The sequence below is a fragment of the Larkinella sp. C7 genome (assembly GCF_006149005.1).
In the GTDB taxonomy this organism is placed as follows: Bacteria; Bacteroidota; Bacteroidia; order Cytophagales; family Spirosomataceae; genus Larkinella.
Window position 1 is genome coordinate 81792 of sequence record NZ_VBSL01000016.1, and the last position, 13950, is coordinate 95741.

A 13950-nucleotide genomic window follows, 5' to 3' on the forward strand; every position below is an offset into this window, starting at 1 on the left:
TTTCCTGATGAATCGCACCCGCGATTCCTTTTCATTGCCCTGCTGCCAGTAGCTTTGATGCGTATCGGTTTGTAACCGTTTGAATCATCGCGTATTGCCAGCATTCGGGCCTTCATTCCTTCTGATCGATCCCATACAACCATGTTCAAAACGATATACCTATCGGTTCTGTTTATTTTAGGCAGTACCTTCTTTGCCCGTGCCCAGTCGACGGCCACCGTCGAAGGCAAAGTAATTTCCAAACAGAAACCGGTCGAACTGGCCACGGTGGCGCTGAAAGGCACCCGGTTCGGCGTTCTGACCGACACATCGGGGGCTTTTCGCCTGACCGGTATACCGGCGGGTCGCTACCAGCTGGTGGTTTCGCTGGTGGGATTTGACAGTTTTCAGAAAACCGTGAACGTAACGGCGGGCCAGACTATTCGCCAGAATGTCGATCTGCGCGAAGCCGCCAACACGCTGGGCGAAGTGGTCATTACGGGAACGATGAAGGAAGTTTCCAAACTGGAAAGCCCCGTTCCGGTGGAGATTTATACGCCGAAATTTTTCCAGAAAAACCCCACGCCCAATATTTACGACGCCCTGCAAACCATTAACGGCGTTCGGCCCCAGTTGAACTGCAACGTCTGCAACACCGGCGACATTCACATCAACGGGCTGGAAGGGCCGTATACGATGGTGCTGCTCGACGGGATGCCGATTGTGAGCTCGCTGTCGACCGTGTACGGTTTATCCGGGATTCCGAATTCGCTGGTGGAGCGGGTTGAGGTGGTGAAAGGCCCGGCGTCGACGCTCTACGGTTCGGAAGCGGTGGCCGGTTTGATCAACATCATCACGAAAAATCCGCTGAAAGCGCCGACCGTGACGGCGGATGTGTTCGGCACGAGTTGGCAGGAATACAACGCGGATCTGGGCGTGAAATACCGGGTCGGAAAAGCCAATTCGCTGATCGGTTTGAATTATTACAACTACCAGAATCCGTACGACAAAAACAATGATGGATTTACGGATGTGACGCTGCAACACCGGATTTCGGTGTTCAATAAATGGCAGTTCGAACGGAAAGAAAACCGCCAGGCCAGCATTGCCGGACGGTATTTCTACGAAAACCGCTGGGGCGGTCAAACCAACTGGACGCCCGAGCTCCGGGGCACGGACAGCCTGTATGCTGAAAGCATTTACACGAAACGACTGGAACTGATTGGCTCTTACCAACTTCCGACGACGGAAAACATCACGCTCCAGTCGTCGTACAACAGCCACAACCAGAATTCGTATTATGGCACGACTTCCTTCAACGCGACCCAGCGGATCTTTTTTGCCCAGTTGCTGTGGACGAAGGAATTTAACAGCCGGGTTAGCCTGCTGGTCGGAACGCCCTTCCGCTACACCTTTTACGACGACAACACGCCAGCCACCCAATCGGCCGATTCGCTGCGCCCCACCAACCAGCCCGACCGGACGGTTTTGCCCGGCGTCTTCGTGCAGCCCGAGTTTACGTTCAATGAAAAACATAAACTGCTGCTGGGTTTGCGCTATGACTACAATTCGCGGCACGGCAACATCCTGACGCCCCGGTTTTCGTACAAATGGGCACCCAACCGCGACAACATCATCCGGCTGAATGCCGGAACGGGGTACCGGGTTGTCAACCTCTTTACCGAAGACCACGCGGCCCTGACCGGCGCCCGGCAGGTGGTGGTACAGGATGAATTGAAACCCGAACGAAGCTGGAATGTGAACCTGAACTACACCAAACAGATTGTGTTCGGGAGCGGTTTTCTGGGCATCGACGCATCGCTGTTTTACACCTATTTTACCAACCGCATCATTGCCGACTACGACACCGACCCCAACAAGATTTTCTTCGACAACCTGAACGGCCATTCGACGTCCAAGGGTGTCAGTGTGAATTTGGACGCCAATTTTGCGTTTCCGCTGAAAGTCAACGCCGGTTTTACGCTCATGGACGTGTATAAAGTGGAAGACGATGCCGACGGAAAAGCCGTTAAAACCCGCCAGTTGCTGACCGAACGTGTCACCGGTACCTGGACGGTTTCGTATGATTTCGGACGCGGTTTTTCGACGGACTACACGGGCAATCTGTACGGCCCGATGCGGTTGCCGCTGCTGAGTTCCGACGATCCGCGGGCCGAATATTCGCCCACCTGGAGTATTCAGAACATTCAGTTGACCAAAAAATTCAACAGTGGTTTCGAGATTTATGGCGGGGTTAAAAACCTGCTGAATTTTACGCCCCCGGCCAACAGCATTGCCCGCGCCAACGATCCGTTCGACAAGCGCGTCGTGTTCGATCGGAACGGGCAGGTGGTGGCGACGCCCGATAATCCATACCGGCTGACCTTCGACCCGAACTACGTCTTTGCTCCGAATCAGGGCATCCGCGGTTTTCTGGGCATCCGTTATACGGTTCGGTAAAGGACACTACCTGGTGCAACGATTGTCGGTTTGATCCTGTCCTTACCACTGAATCTAACCGGCTCAAACAATTTAACGGCTGGATCGTTTATTGGAAAAATTCTATTTCAATCGCTGGATTTTTTAAATTATTGTATCGAATAATAGAACAATAACAAGAAAGCCCAGTTTTAATGATTTGATAACCATTGCATTACTCATTTTTCCATATAAATTTACAACCGTAAACCAAACACTCTACTCTATATGGCACTTGCAAAACAGTATGTAAAAAGCAAGCCTACAATTTGCAAAGTAACGTTTACGCTGCCTGCTGACGCCGTTAATGGTGCGAAAGCGGTTGCTTTGGTTGGTGATTTTAACGGCTGGGATGCGTCGGCTACGGCTCTGAAGAAACAAAAAGACGGTTCATACAAAACAACGGTTGAACTTCCGGTGGGTCAGGAAACGCAGTTCCGCTATCTGATCGATGGGGCAACCTGGTTGAACGATTCGGAAGCCGATAAGTACATTAGCAGCGGAGTTTCCGCTGACGAAAATTCGGTGGTTGCTTTGTAATTGATTTCCATTTCGTGTCCACAGTCGGACGCGTGTGATAGCCCGACCGTAAGATCGGGCTATCTTGTTTATCAGGGATCTGACCGTAGTTTTGGGGTTTGGTGGCCGTAGTCAGCCACAACGAACCTCCGCCCGAGCATGAGAAAATACGTCAACAGACTCCTCCTTGTCCTTTTAAGTGGTTTTTTATACCCGGTTTTCGGGCAGAAAAAACCGATGAATGTGCTGGTTCTTTATTCCGACGATCAGCGGTACAACACGATTCACACCCTGGGAAATGACGCCATTCTGACGCCCAATCTGGATCGCCTGGTGAAAAAGGGGGTCGCCTTTACGCGGGCGCAGACGATGGGCGGACTACACGGTGCGCTCTGTGCGCCAAGCCGGGCGATGCTGCACACGGGTCGTTACTTACACAGTTTACACAAAACCGGCGATGTGATTCCCAAAGAACACACCACCCTGCCCGAATACCTCCGAACGAAAGGATACCAAACGTACGCGATTGGCAAATGGCACAACGACAAAGCTTCGTTTTCGAGGAGTTATGAAGGGGGTGCCGCCCTGTTTTTCGGCGGCATGCACCTCCCGGAAAAAGGCGGTCAGGAACATCCGCAGTATGTCAATTTTGACCCCTCCGGGCAATTTAAGGAGCCTACTAAAAAGGCCGATGTGTATTCGTCGGAACTGTATGCCAACGAAGCCATCGCCTTTCTGAATAACCAAAAACCGGAAAACCGTCCCTTTTACTGCTACGTTGCCTTCACTTCACCCCACGACCCGCGCACCCCGCCGGAAGCGTTTCGGAAGTTATACCCGAAAGACCGGATGAAATTGCCCGCTAATTTTCTCCCGCAGCACCCCTTCGACAATGGAGAACTGAACGTGCGCGATGAAAAACTGCTGCCGCGACCTTTAACGGAAGAACAGGCGAAGGAGGAACTTGCGCTCTATTACGGCATGATTTCGGAGTTGGATGCCCAGGTTGGCCGGATTCTGGATGTGCTGGAAAAGAACGGTTTACTCGAAACGACACTGATCGTTTTTGCGGGCGACAACGGCCTGGCGGTGGGCAGTCACGGACTGCTAGGCAAACAGAATCTGTATGAACACAGTATGCGCGTACCGCTGATCATGAGCCATCCGGCCCTGCCGCAAAACAGACGCGTCGATGCACTGGCCTATCTGGCTGATATTTTCCCAACGGTGACGGATTTTCTCGGCCTGCCGGTTCCGGCAACGGTTGAAAGTCAGACTTTGCTCCCCTTTATCAATGGAACCAAAAAGCCGGGCCGGGCGTCGGTTTATTACGCCTACCGGGATTTTCAGCGGGCCGTGCGAACCCACGACAACTGGAAACTGATCAAATACAACGTCAATCGGCAGGAAACCACACAGTTATTCGACCTCAATAAAGACCCCTACGAAGTTCACAACCTGGCGAACAACCCGGTTTTTGCGAAAAAAAAGAAGCTGCTGGAAAACCGCCTGATCAGCGAGATGCAGACCTATCACGATTTTCTGGACCTCAGCCAGCCTGATTGGGGGAAGCAACCGTGATTCAACCATCGAATGGCGTGCCAGTCGGTGGAAGACTGGCACGCCATGCATACTAAACCGTAAAACTGTCCGACTCGACGTAGGCTTTGATCAAAGCCGTTTCGCCTTCTTTCCCCGGATAGGCATTGCCATGTTCCATGCCCCAGATAAAGTCCTTGTTTTCGGCTTTACCTTTCTCGTACACGTGTTTGAAAACGTTCTTGTAATTGATTTCGCCCGTCGTCGGTTCCTTCCGGCCCGGATTGTCGCCGATCTGGAAATAGCCGATTTCGCTCCAGCACCAGTCGATGTGCGGAATGATGTGCCCTTCGTTTTTCTGCATGTGGTAGACGTCGAACAGGATTTTGCAGGCCGGACTGTTGACCGCGCGGCAAATTTCGTAGGTCTGGTCGGAAGTGCGTAAAAACAGGTTGGGCGTGTCGCTCAGCGGTTCCAGCACCATCGTCAGGTTATGCGGAGCCAGAATGTCGGAGCCCCGGCGCAGGGCGTCGATCACGTGGCCGGTTTGAATGCCGATGGGTAGATTGCGCTGGAAATCACCGGGAACCACCGTCATGAATTTCGCATTCACGCGTTTGGCCACCTCGACGGCTTTTTTGCAGCCGTTCAGAAAAATGTCGATGAACTCCTGCTTGCCAGCCGCCAGCGTATTCTGACCATTTCCGCCCTTATCGACCACAAAAACGCCCATTTTCATGCCCAGGCGGGTCATTTCCTTCGCGATTTTCTCCTGCTCCTCCACCGGACGGCCCATCATGCCGTTGTCTTCCAGGGCCGTAAAACCGTTGTCGGCCATGAATTTTAGCTGGTCGATCACATCTTTCCCGGCACTGTTCGTAAACATCCCGAAGTGGGGGGCATATTGTAATTTGAACTTGTTTTTCACCACCGTCTGCGGCTGTACAGCGTTCGTACCCGCCAGGGCATTGCCGGCAAGCGTCGCACCGACAAGGCCTAACGTTGATTTGACAAAATCGCGTCGTTGAATCATGATAAAGGAAGGTTCTATTTTTTCTTTAAACTCGATAAATAATCCACTAAATCGACCAGCTCCTGGGTAGACATATTTTCCTGCAAACCGGATGGCATCATCGAGGCATCCATCTGCTTCATGGAAACGACGTCGCTCATCTTGTAATCGCTCACGACGCCACCCGGAAACTTCATTTGCAGGTCGGTTTCGGTCTTGCTGGAAATGATCCCGGAAACCGTGCTACCGTCTTTGAACTTGACCTCAAATCCTTCGTAGCCGAAGCTAACCCCGGCATCGGGATACAAAATGGACAGATACTGGCCTTCTTTCGGCAGTTTGCTCCCGATTTCGGACAGTTTGGGGCCAAAATCCATGCCTTCGCTGTTGATCTGGTGGCAAATGGAGCAATTCGTTTTGAAAACCGTCATCCCCCGACCCGCGTCGCCGGTCATGGCCAGCAGATCCGGAATAGCGGGCAGTTTCTTGCCCTCAGCCCCTTTGGCACCGTCCAGATAACTGGCGGCTTCCGTCCGGACTTTCTTCCGCCAGGTGTTGCTAACGCCCTGAACAGCCGCCGTTTTGTATTCCGGTTTAATCTGGCCGGAGCGCAGCAGTCCCAGAATCATTTCTTCCCCATCGTTGCTGCCGCCAATGGCGCGGGTGGCTTCTTTCCGCAGCAGCGTCGGGCGTTTCTCGTCCAACGCAATGGTTTTCAGCATTTCGAGCGACTCTTTAGTCCCTACCCAGCGCAAAGCCGACACCATGTTGATGGCGGCTTCCGGGTTGCTGCCATTCAGGATTTCCCAGACCTGCTTCCCACCACCCTGCTTCAGCAATTGGCGGGTGGCATCGCGGCCCACAATGTCGTTGAACTGCTTCTGACTCAGCGCCAGCAAGCGTGGATTTTCGGCTACGGGTTCATACCGGCTCACCATTTCCATGTACTCGGGCTTGCCGTAGGTTTCGTCCAGCAGTTTGGTCAACGACGCCATCGCTTCCGGCGAATTTTTCACGAAGTTCTGGTCGAGGTGGCGCAAGGCCAGTTTGGTAATCTGTACGTCGTTCGGGTTGCTTTTCAGAATGCTCAGCAAAGCCGTCGATTTTTCGGTAGCCCCCGGATTGAAATCGAAGGCCCGGAAATACCGCAAACGGCTCGTCAGATCGGTTTTCGAATCGCCCGCCAGGCTGGCCAGCAAGGGCACCGATTCTTTGGTGCGGGCCCGCCAGACGATGTCTTTCCCGGCATCGGTTGCCACCGGATTCGCGCCCGAGTGTTTCAACCAGGCGGCATAATACGTATCCCACTGACCATCAGCCCCAATGCCGAGCGCTTCCAGATACCAGCGGTCTTTGCCATCGTGTTTGGCCGCCAGTTGCGCCCACAAATCCGGTGCTTCGGGCGATGTGTTCCGGCGCAGGGCAATGGCACATTCCCGGCGAACCTGCGGATCGGTGTCATTGACCAACTGCTTCACGTAGGGAATAATGTCGGTTTTCAATTCACGAGCCGCCCGCAAACCGGTGATGCGCAGGTTCGGATCGCTTTCTTTCAGCGCGGTTTCGATGTATTTTTTGCCTTTGCCATCCAGCTTGCTCAGCAACCAGAGGGCGCGGGCCTTCATGCGCGGATCGGGTGACGTTTTGTAGAGTTTCGCCAGGTCTTTTTCGGCTTTCACACCCAGATCGTGGAGTTTGTTCCAGGCGGCATAGCGAATCGCCATATTCGGGCTTTGCAGGGCTTCAACGGCGCCTGCGGTCGTAGCCAGATCGACTTTCGGTATTTTGTACGGCGTATTCGGTGGGGCTACGCGGTAGACCCGCCCCCGGTTTTGATCACCCGCCTGGTGACCACCCACACCGGGATCATACCAGTCGGAAATGAGCAGCGAACCGTCGGGCGCGACACACACATCCGAAGGCCGGAACCACTGGTCGCGCACGCCTTCCAGCAGCGGTACGATGGTGGCTTTGTAACCCGCGCCGTCTTTCGTGACCGGATACGACCGGACGATATTCGGTCCGGCATCGCAGTGAATCATCTGACCCTGAAACACTTCCGGCAGCAATTTCCCTTCATACAGAATAATGCCGGTGGGCGAACCCGCGCCGGTTTGCAGCAAATTCGGCACCACGCCGGGGTCGTTCAGGTGCCAGTGTTGCAGCGGAATGGTAGCCTCCAGGTTGGTGCGGTTTACACGCCAGCCCGCACCGGTCATCTCGTCAGTATAGCCATAGTTGCCATACTCCATCACGTAGTTGATCCGAACGCCCTTGTTGCCGTCGTCGTCGTTGTCCGACTGCCACATGGTTCCGTAAGAATCCAGCGCGACTTCAAAGTTGTTCCGGAAATTCTGACCCAGCACTTCCATGTCACTGCCATCCGGGTTGCACCGGAAAACCATACCCTGGCGGTAATTTTTGGTGTCGATCTCCTTGCCGGTCGTGCGGTCGAAGATGGCTTTGCCGTCTTTGTCGCGGATTTGCTTGCCTTCGTTCCCGAAATTAAAATACCACTTGCCATCGGGTCCAAAAACGAACGAGTGCATCCCGTGGTCGTGGTCGGCACCACTGAGGCCGGTAAACAGCAGTTCTTTTTTATCGGCTTTATCGTCGCCGTTTTCGTCCGTAAACACAAACACATTCGGGCTATCCGACACAATGACCTTGTTGCCCTGCACCCAAACGCCCAGCGGGGAAACCAGTTCCGGCCCCTGGTAAAACGTCTTGGTGACGTCGGCCTGCCCGTCGCCGTTGGTATCTTCCAGAATCAGAATCCGGTCGCCCTCGGGGCGGGTGGGGTTTCCGCTGATGTTGGCGCGGTAGTTATAGGCTTCGCAAACCCAGACGCGGCCCCGGGCATCGACGTCGATGTTGGTCGGATTCGTCAGCATCGGTTCGGCGGCAAAAAGCCTGGCTTCCAGACCCGGCGCCACGCTCAGACTTCCCACCGCGTATTTTGGATCGCGCTTGTCGTCGTCGGAAAGTCCGGCGAATAAGCGATTAAGGTATTCCGTAGAAGCCTGATTGAGGTTGTCGTTTTGCCAGGCGCCGACCAGGACGCCCCCGACGATCAGCCCGGTGGTAGACCAGGCCAAAGCCCGCCGTGACAACCGGAAAAAAGAAGAGTAACGAGTTGAGTTCATAAACGACCCGTAAGGTTTGTGAGGGTTGGAATAAAACGTGTAAATGTAGCAATAAAACCCCAATGTTAGTTGATAAACTCCCTGATCCCGTCCGTGGCAACGGTTTTCAGGTTTCCCGCATCGTCTTTGTAGATCAGATAGGCATCCAGTTCGCGGTGTTGGGCCAGAAACTGCCGGGTTTCGACCAGGCCCATCACCAGAAAAGCCGTCGCGAAGGCGTCGGCAGTCATGGCGTCTTGGGCAAAAACCGTGGCACTCAGCAGCGCATCGGGTTTGGAAAAGCCGGTTTTGGGGTTGATGATGTGGCCGAAGGTTTCGCCGGTTTGCCGGTAAAAGTTGCGGTAATTGCCAGACGTCGCCATCGCCCGGTTCGCCATCCGAACCGACGACTGCAGCCCACCCGGTCGCACCGGGCTTTCGATCCCGACGTTCCACCACTGGCCGGGGCTGCGTTCGCCCTTGCAGCGAACCTCTCCGCCCACTTCCACCATGTAGTGATCGATGCCGTTTGACGCCAGAAAAACCGCCAGCACGTCGACGGTATAGCCCTGCGCCAGCGCGTTGAAATCCAGCCGGACGTTCTTTTTGCGCTTTTTTACGGAAACCGTATCATACGAAATATACTGAAATCCAACGTATTCCAGCAGCGAATCCGTATTGGGGAGCCAGGGTTCGCGAGACTTTTTGCCCAACTCATAGGCTTCGACCAGCGGTTTTACGGTCGGATCGAATGCGCCGTGGGTGGCCCGATACACCTCTTCGGATTTTTTAAGAACCGGGTAAAAATAAGGCCGCTGAAACCGGTGCGACTCGGATTGGTTGAACTGCGAAATTTCCGAATCGGGGCGGTAGGTGGAAAGACAAAGATCGATCTCGATGAGCAGCGAATCGACCGGTTTTTTAAAATTCCGCTGGCGTTCGTCGCGGTATTTGATGTGGTAGGTAGTGCCCTGTGCTTCGCCTTCCAGACTGACCATCGGAACCTCCGCCGGCCGCTGAAAAGCAGGCGGTTTGCCCCAAAATGGAACCAGCACAAGCAGCCACACCAGTCCTTTCATGCGTTGTTTCGACTATAAATGGTGCTTCGTTTTGTAGGCATTCAGTTGCTCCGTCACACGTTGATCGTCAATATTCGCACTTTTCAGGTAGATAAACGCTTTTTGGGCCAGGAAATTATTGTCACTTTGCAGCAGGTCGGCAATGATCCTACCGGTTTCGCGATCCGACACCCGGTGTTGTTTGAACAAATCCAGAATATTGGTCAATAATTCACCATTGGCCAACTTCAGGGCATTGGCCAATGCGGTCTTGACCGAACTATGGAGATGAGGGGCTTCTTTGTATTTGGTAACGATCAGGTTTTTCAGGCTGTAATTCGCTTTGGGGTATTTTTCAAACAGCATTTTTTGCAAGGAATCCGATTTCAGTTCGGTCGGACTCAAGGCGTTGATGGCGCGTTCGGCCAGATTAAACCGGTTGTTATCGATGAAACTCAGGACGGTATTTCGCAGCGCGGGCGTCAGCTCGACCTGCCCGCGAATGTGGTTCAGCGCCCAGATCTTATCGCTGGAATCCTGACTTTCCAGCACCTGTAACAGAAAACCGGGCGACAACCGTTTCTCGGTCAATTTGATGACTTCTTTTTGCGCGGCACCGTACACAAAATGCCACATTTTGTAGGTCGTATACACCGCCCCTTCGACCACGTAATCCAGCACATTTTTCGAGGTTGCCGACGAAACCGCATCCAGTCCCGAAGCCGCCAGATCCGCTTTGGGCACCAGTTCTTCGTACGAATAATTGGCCAGTGGCGAAAACGGATCGGCCAACAGGTCGTTCAACCGGGCGTATTCGGCGGGTTTGAACGGTTCGTGCTCGGTTTTACTCAGGAATTCCCCTTCCGGCAGTTCATACCCCAGATACCGCCCGGTGACGTTCCAGTAGAGCACAATGTCCAGCAACCGGCATTTGTTATCGAAGCAGACGCTCGTTTTGATTTTCCGGAAATACGAAACCGGATACCCTTCTTTCGACCGCACCTGAAACAGGGTATCGTTGCCCGCATCGTCTTTAAACTGGCTGACAAACGCTTGAATCGTATCCGGTTTTAGCGGAATCGTTTGCGACTGGAAATAGCGAATTTTGTCCTGCTTCCGGTAAGCCGAAAGCAGGAGTATTGCTAGAATAACCGCGTTGAGTAAACCAATGCTGAGCCAACTTCGCATACCAAAATTCACCCTTTTTGAGCCGAAACCGGCACGATTCCGCCGTGTTCTTCAATCATTTTCCGGAGGTCTTTCATCGACACGTCCAGCGGTGTTTTGTTCTGCAAATTGGCTAAAACCGCAGCAGCACCGGCGGCCTGGCCCATGCCCATGCAGGATGCCTGCACCCGTAGCGCCGAATTCGCCAGCCGGTCGCTGCTCACCATCCGTCCGGCCACCAGAAAATTCCGGCTGTTTTTCGGCACCAACGCCCGCAGCGGCACCGTCGGCACCACGCCTTCTTTTAAATGATCGGGAATAACGCCGTTTTCGTCGTGGACGTCAATGGGATAATACGAATACGAAACCGCATCGTCGAAGACTTTCCCGGTGACATAATCTTCGTGCGTAATTTTATAATGGCCGTCGATGCGGTAGGTTTCGCGCACGGCGGTTTCGTTTTGCACGTCCGCCAGCCGGATTTTTTCACAGCCGGGCAGCGTTCGCAGGAAGCGCAGCGTTGTCAACAGCGACGACCGCCCTTTCAAATTCGCCACGGTATGGGTTTCGGAAGTGGTGGAATCGGCGCCCATCACGTGCTGGATGTTGTCCCCGGCGCTTTTCAACAGGCCCACGATGTTGTTGCGAAAGTCGGTTTTGACAAGTTCGCCTTTCTGGATGGCTTCCTCATACCGGCCCTTGATCAGCTTTAGATCCAGTGATTTAAAATCGTACCCTTCCAGCCGGAACATCAGCGTTCCGGGCTGCGTGACCGATTCCCGCAGCAGTGGAAAACCGGCCAGCGAAGCCGCGTAGGCGTTTCCGGTGCAATCGATCAACTGGTTGCAGATGATTTGGGTACTGGTTCCCTTGCCGACGGTTTGGACCGTCCAGCTTCCTTTCTGAAAGGTTGCACTGGTGGGGGTTTCGTAAAACCGGATTTGAACGCCCGCGGCAACGGCTTTTTCCTCGATCAGCATCGCATACAACTGCCCATTCAAACGAACCTGGTGACGGGGGTGGTTTTTGCCGTGGGGAATTGAAAAATCAGGTAAGGTATCGTCATTCAGAGCGACGGCTTCCTGTACCATTTCCCAGCCGATGCCACCGATGACCTGCTTGCCCCAGGCAAAAAAGATCCCCGGATAATTCACCCCGCCGGTCGTCGTCGTGCCACCGAGTTGACTGCCGTTTTCGACCAACATCGTTTTGCGTCCGGCCCGGGCCGCCTGAATGGCCGCCACCACACCTGCCGTTCCCCCGCCGATCACCAGGATGTCGGTTTTCAGCGTTTGCTGAACCAGTTTGTAAGGCGCACGCAGCCGTTCGCCTTTTGATAAGGTCGGTACGGCCATCCCGAAAGAGAGTGCGCCGAGCGAGGTTAAAGCCGATCTTCTTTTTATTTTTTCCATGTTTTTACGGTTTTCAGTTTACGGTTTACGGTTTACGGTTGCTAACGCGTCTTATTTCGTGCGTCAGCAACCGTAAACTGAAAACCGTATAACCGGTCATTAATATCCCAAATTTTGATCCGTCGCCGGGTTCAGGGCTTTGTTGTAATTCATTTCCGAAACCGGGATGGGCCATAGGAGGTGTTTGTCGGCGACGACTTTGCCTTTGGCCGCCAGAATCACGGCTTTGGCGGTTCCGGTTCGTTTCAGGTCCAGCCAGCGTTTTCCTTCCAGTTGAAATTCGTAACTCCGCTCTTTTAAAACCAGATCAACGAACGTCGCAGCGTTGTAATCGGCCAGTTTGAAATCCACCGTCGACGCCACGGCGGGGGCTTTGCCGAACGCCCGGCGATGCACCTGATTCAGGGCTTCCATGCCAGCGGCCGTGGGGCCATTCCCGGCTTTGGCCGAAGCTTCGGCGTAGATCAGCAATACATCCGAATAACCATACACCGGATCATCGTTCCCTGCGCCGTTTTGTCCGACCGCAGCCTGGTCGATAAACTTCGAACTCACGAGCGTGTTGGCGCCCAGCCCGAAGTTGATCAAATCCCACATACTCTTGCGAAGATCTCCGGCATCCCAGGATTTATAATAGGTACTGGTCACATCGACGTAAATCACATACGCGCCCCCGAAGTTGAATAATTTCGTATCCGGGTGGTTGCTGATCCAGAGCATGTAATTCCCCTGGCCAACCTGGCGCATGTATTTCAGGTAAAAAATCTCCTCCGATGTCGACACCAGATCCGGCCCAAACACCTTGGTTTGAAAGTCATTTTTGGTGGCCACCGGCACCAGCGAAAACAGGTTGGACTTCATGACTTCCTCGGCTTTATCGCGGGCTTCGGCAAATTTTCCCAGTTGCAGATTCACATCCGCCAGCAGGGTCTTGGCGGCCCATTTCGTCGGTCGGCCCACCTGAGCCGGTTTTTCCGGGAGGTTGGTTTCAGCTTCTTTCAAATCGGCCAGAATCAGGGCATACACCTCATCGACGGAGCTGCGTTTCAGATCAATGTCGGTCATGTTGCTTTCCGTCCGAATCGGAACGCCCCCCCAGTTGCGCACCAGCTGGAAGTAATTGAACGCCCGCAGAAACTTCGCTTCGGCGACGTACCGATCCACATCGGCTTTGCTGATCGCCGTACCGGTGGGGGCGTTTTTAATCACCAGATTGGCATTCCGAATGCTGAGGTAAAACGAATTCCAGAAACCGGACACCCGCGAAATGTTGGCGTCGTTGAAGCCCTGAAACTCGTGCAACGGAGCCCAGCTTCCGCGCCCGGAGGCATAGTCGGCCTGGCATTCGAGCGTCGCTTCGTAATTGGAATACATGGTGCTCCGCAGGGGTGAAAAAATCGCATTCACCGCCGTTTCGACATCGCTGGCCGTGTTAAAAAACGTTTCGACCACAATGGATTTGGGGGCTTCCACCAGCGCGTCTTCGCAAGCCGTCAGAAGCAGGGGTATCGAGAGGAGAAGGAATATCTTTTTCATAATTCAATTGCGATTGAGTAATTGAGTGATTGAGTGAAACATAATCAAGCAATTGGGCGAGCCTGGAAGCTACAATAGCGCTGGTCTTTTCACTCAATCACTCATTTGCTCAATCACTCAATAAT

Annotated in this window: 9 protein-coding genes; 3 read left to right on the forward strand and 6 right to left on the reverse strand. The window is 53.6% G+C overall.

The annotated features are described in order from the left end of the window. Positions 1–141: 141 nt before the first annotated feature. From FH871_RS26870 to FH871_RS26880, 3 genes are all read left to right on the forward strand, one after another. Positions 142–2439, forward strand: a complete 2298-nt coding sequence (locus FH871_RS26870; RefSeq protein WP_138994504.1) for a TonB-dependent receptor — start codon at positions 142–144, stop codon at positions 2437–2439. A 246-nt stretch (positions 2440–2685) separates the two neighbouring features. Next, positions 2686–2997, forward strand: coding sequence for an isoamylase early set domain-containing protein (locus FH871_RS26875; RefSeq protein WP_138994505.1), 312 nt, complete (start codon positions 2686–2688; stop codon positions 2995–2997). 138 nt (positions 2998–3135) lie between these two features. Beyond that, positions 3136–4557, forward strand: a complete 1422-nt coding sequence (locus FH871_RS26880; RefSeq protein WP_138994506.1) for a sulfatase-like hydrolase/transferase — start codon at positions 3136–3138, stop codon at positions 4555–4557. A 52-nt stretch (positions 4558–4609) separates the two neighbouring features. Here FH871_RS26880 and FH871_RS26885 read toward each other — a convergent pair whose 3' ends face one another. The 6 genes from FH871_RS26885 to FH871_RS26910 all read right to left on the reverse strand — a co-directional run bounded on the left by FH871_RS26885 (position 4610) and on the right by FH871_RS26910 (position 13825). After that, positions 4610–5545, reverse strand: coding sequence for a hydroxypyruvate isomerase family protein (locus FH871_RS26885; RefSeq protein WP_138994549.1), 936 nt, complete (start codon positions 5543–5545; stop codon positions 4610–4612). 17 nt (positions 5546–5562) lie between these two features. Next, complete coding sequence (locus tag FH871_RS26890; protein ID WP_138994507.1) at positions 5563–8673, reverse strand: PVC-type heme-binding CxxCH protein; 3111 nt, start codon at positions 8671–8673, stop codon at positions 5563–5565. Positions 8674–8738: 65 nt separating this feature from the next. After that, positions 8739–9731 (reverse strand): FAD:protein FMN transferase, encoded by a 993-nt coding sequence (locus FH871_RS26895; protein WP_138994508.1) that lies wholly within the window; start codon positions 9729–9731, stop codon positions 8739–8741. 12 nt (positions 9732–9743) lie between these two features. After that, on the reverse strand, positions 9744–10898 hold the full coding sequence (locus tag FH871_RS26900) for a hypothetical protein (RefSeq protein WP_138994509.1): 1155 nt from the start codon (positions 10896–10898) through the stop codon (positions 9744–9746). Between the two features lie 8 nt (positions 10899–10906). Next, the gene (locus FH871_RS26905) at positions 10907–12289 is read right to left on the reverse strand and encodes an FAD-dependent oxidoreductase (RefSeq protein ID WP_138994510.1); all 1383 of its coding nucleotides are present in this window, start codon (positions 12287–12289) and stop codon (positions 10907–10909) included. Positions 12290–12388: 99 nt separating this feature from the next. Further along, on the reverse strand, positions 12389–13825 hold the full coding sequence (locus FH871_RS26910) for a RagB/SusD family nutrient uptake outer membrane protein (RefSeq protein ID WP_138994511.1): 1437 nt from the start codon (positions 13823–13825) through the stop codon (positions 12389–12391). Between the last annotated feature and the right edge of the window lie 125 nt (positions 13826–13950).

What these genes read in the sequence shown, in the direction of transcription:
- FH871_RS26890 (WP_138994507.1), bottom strand. Translation starts at nt 8,673, where the DNA reads ATGAACTCAACTCGTTACTCTTCTTTTTTCCGGTTGTCACGGCGGGCT.
- FH871_RS26895 (WP_138994508.1), bottom strand. Translation starts at nt 9,731, where the DNA reads ATGAAAGGACTGGTGTGGCTGCTTGTGCTGGTTCCATTTTGGGGCAAA.
- FH871_RS26880 (WP_138994506.1), top strand. Translation starts at nt 3,136, where the DNA reads ATGAGAAAATACGTCAACAGACTCCTCCTTGTCCTTTTAAGTGGTTTT.
- FH871_RS26905 (WP_138994510.1), bottom strand. Translation starts at nt 12,289, where the DNA reads ATGGAAAAAATAAAAAGAAGATCGGCTTTAACCTCGCTCGGCGCACTC.
- FH871_RS26875 (WP_138994505.1), top strand. Translation starts at nt 2,686, where the DNA reads ATGGCACTTGCAAAACAGTATGTAAAAAGCAAGCCTACAATTTGCAAA.
- FH871_RS26870 (WP_138994504.1), top strand. Translation starts at nt 142, where the DNA reads ATGTTCAAAACGATATACCTATCGGTTCTGTTTATTTTAGGCAGTACC.
- FH871_RS26900 (WP_138994509.1), bottom strand. Translation starts at nt 10,898, where the DNA reads ATGCGAAGTTGGCTCAGCATTGGTTTACTCAACGCGGTTATTCTAGCA.
- FH871_RS26910 (WP_138994511.1), bottom strand. Translation starts at nt 13,825, where the DNA reads ATGAAAAAGATATTCCTTCTCCTCTCGATACCCCTGCTTCTGACGGCT.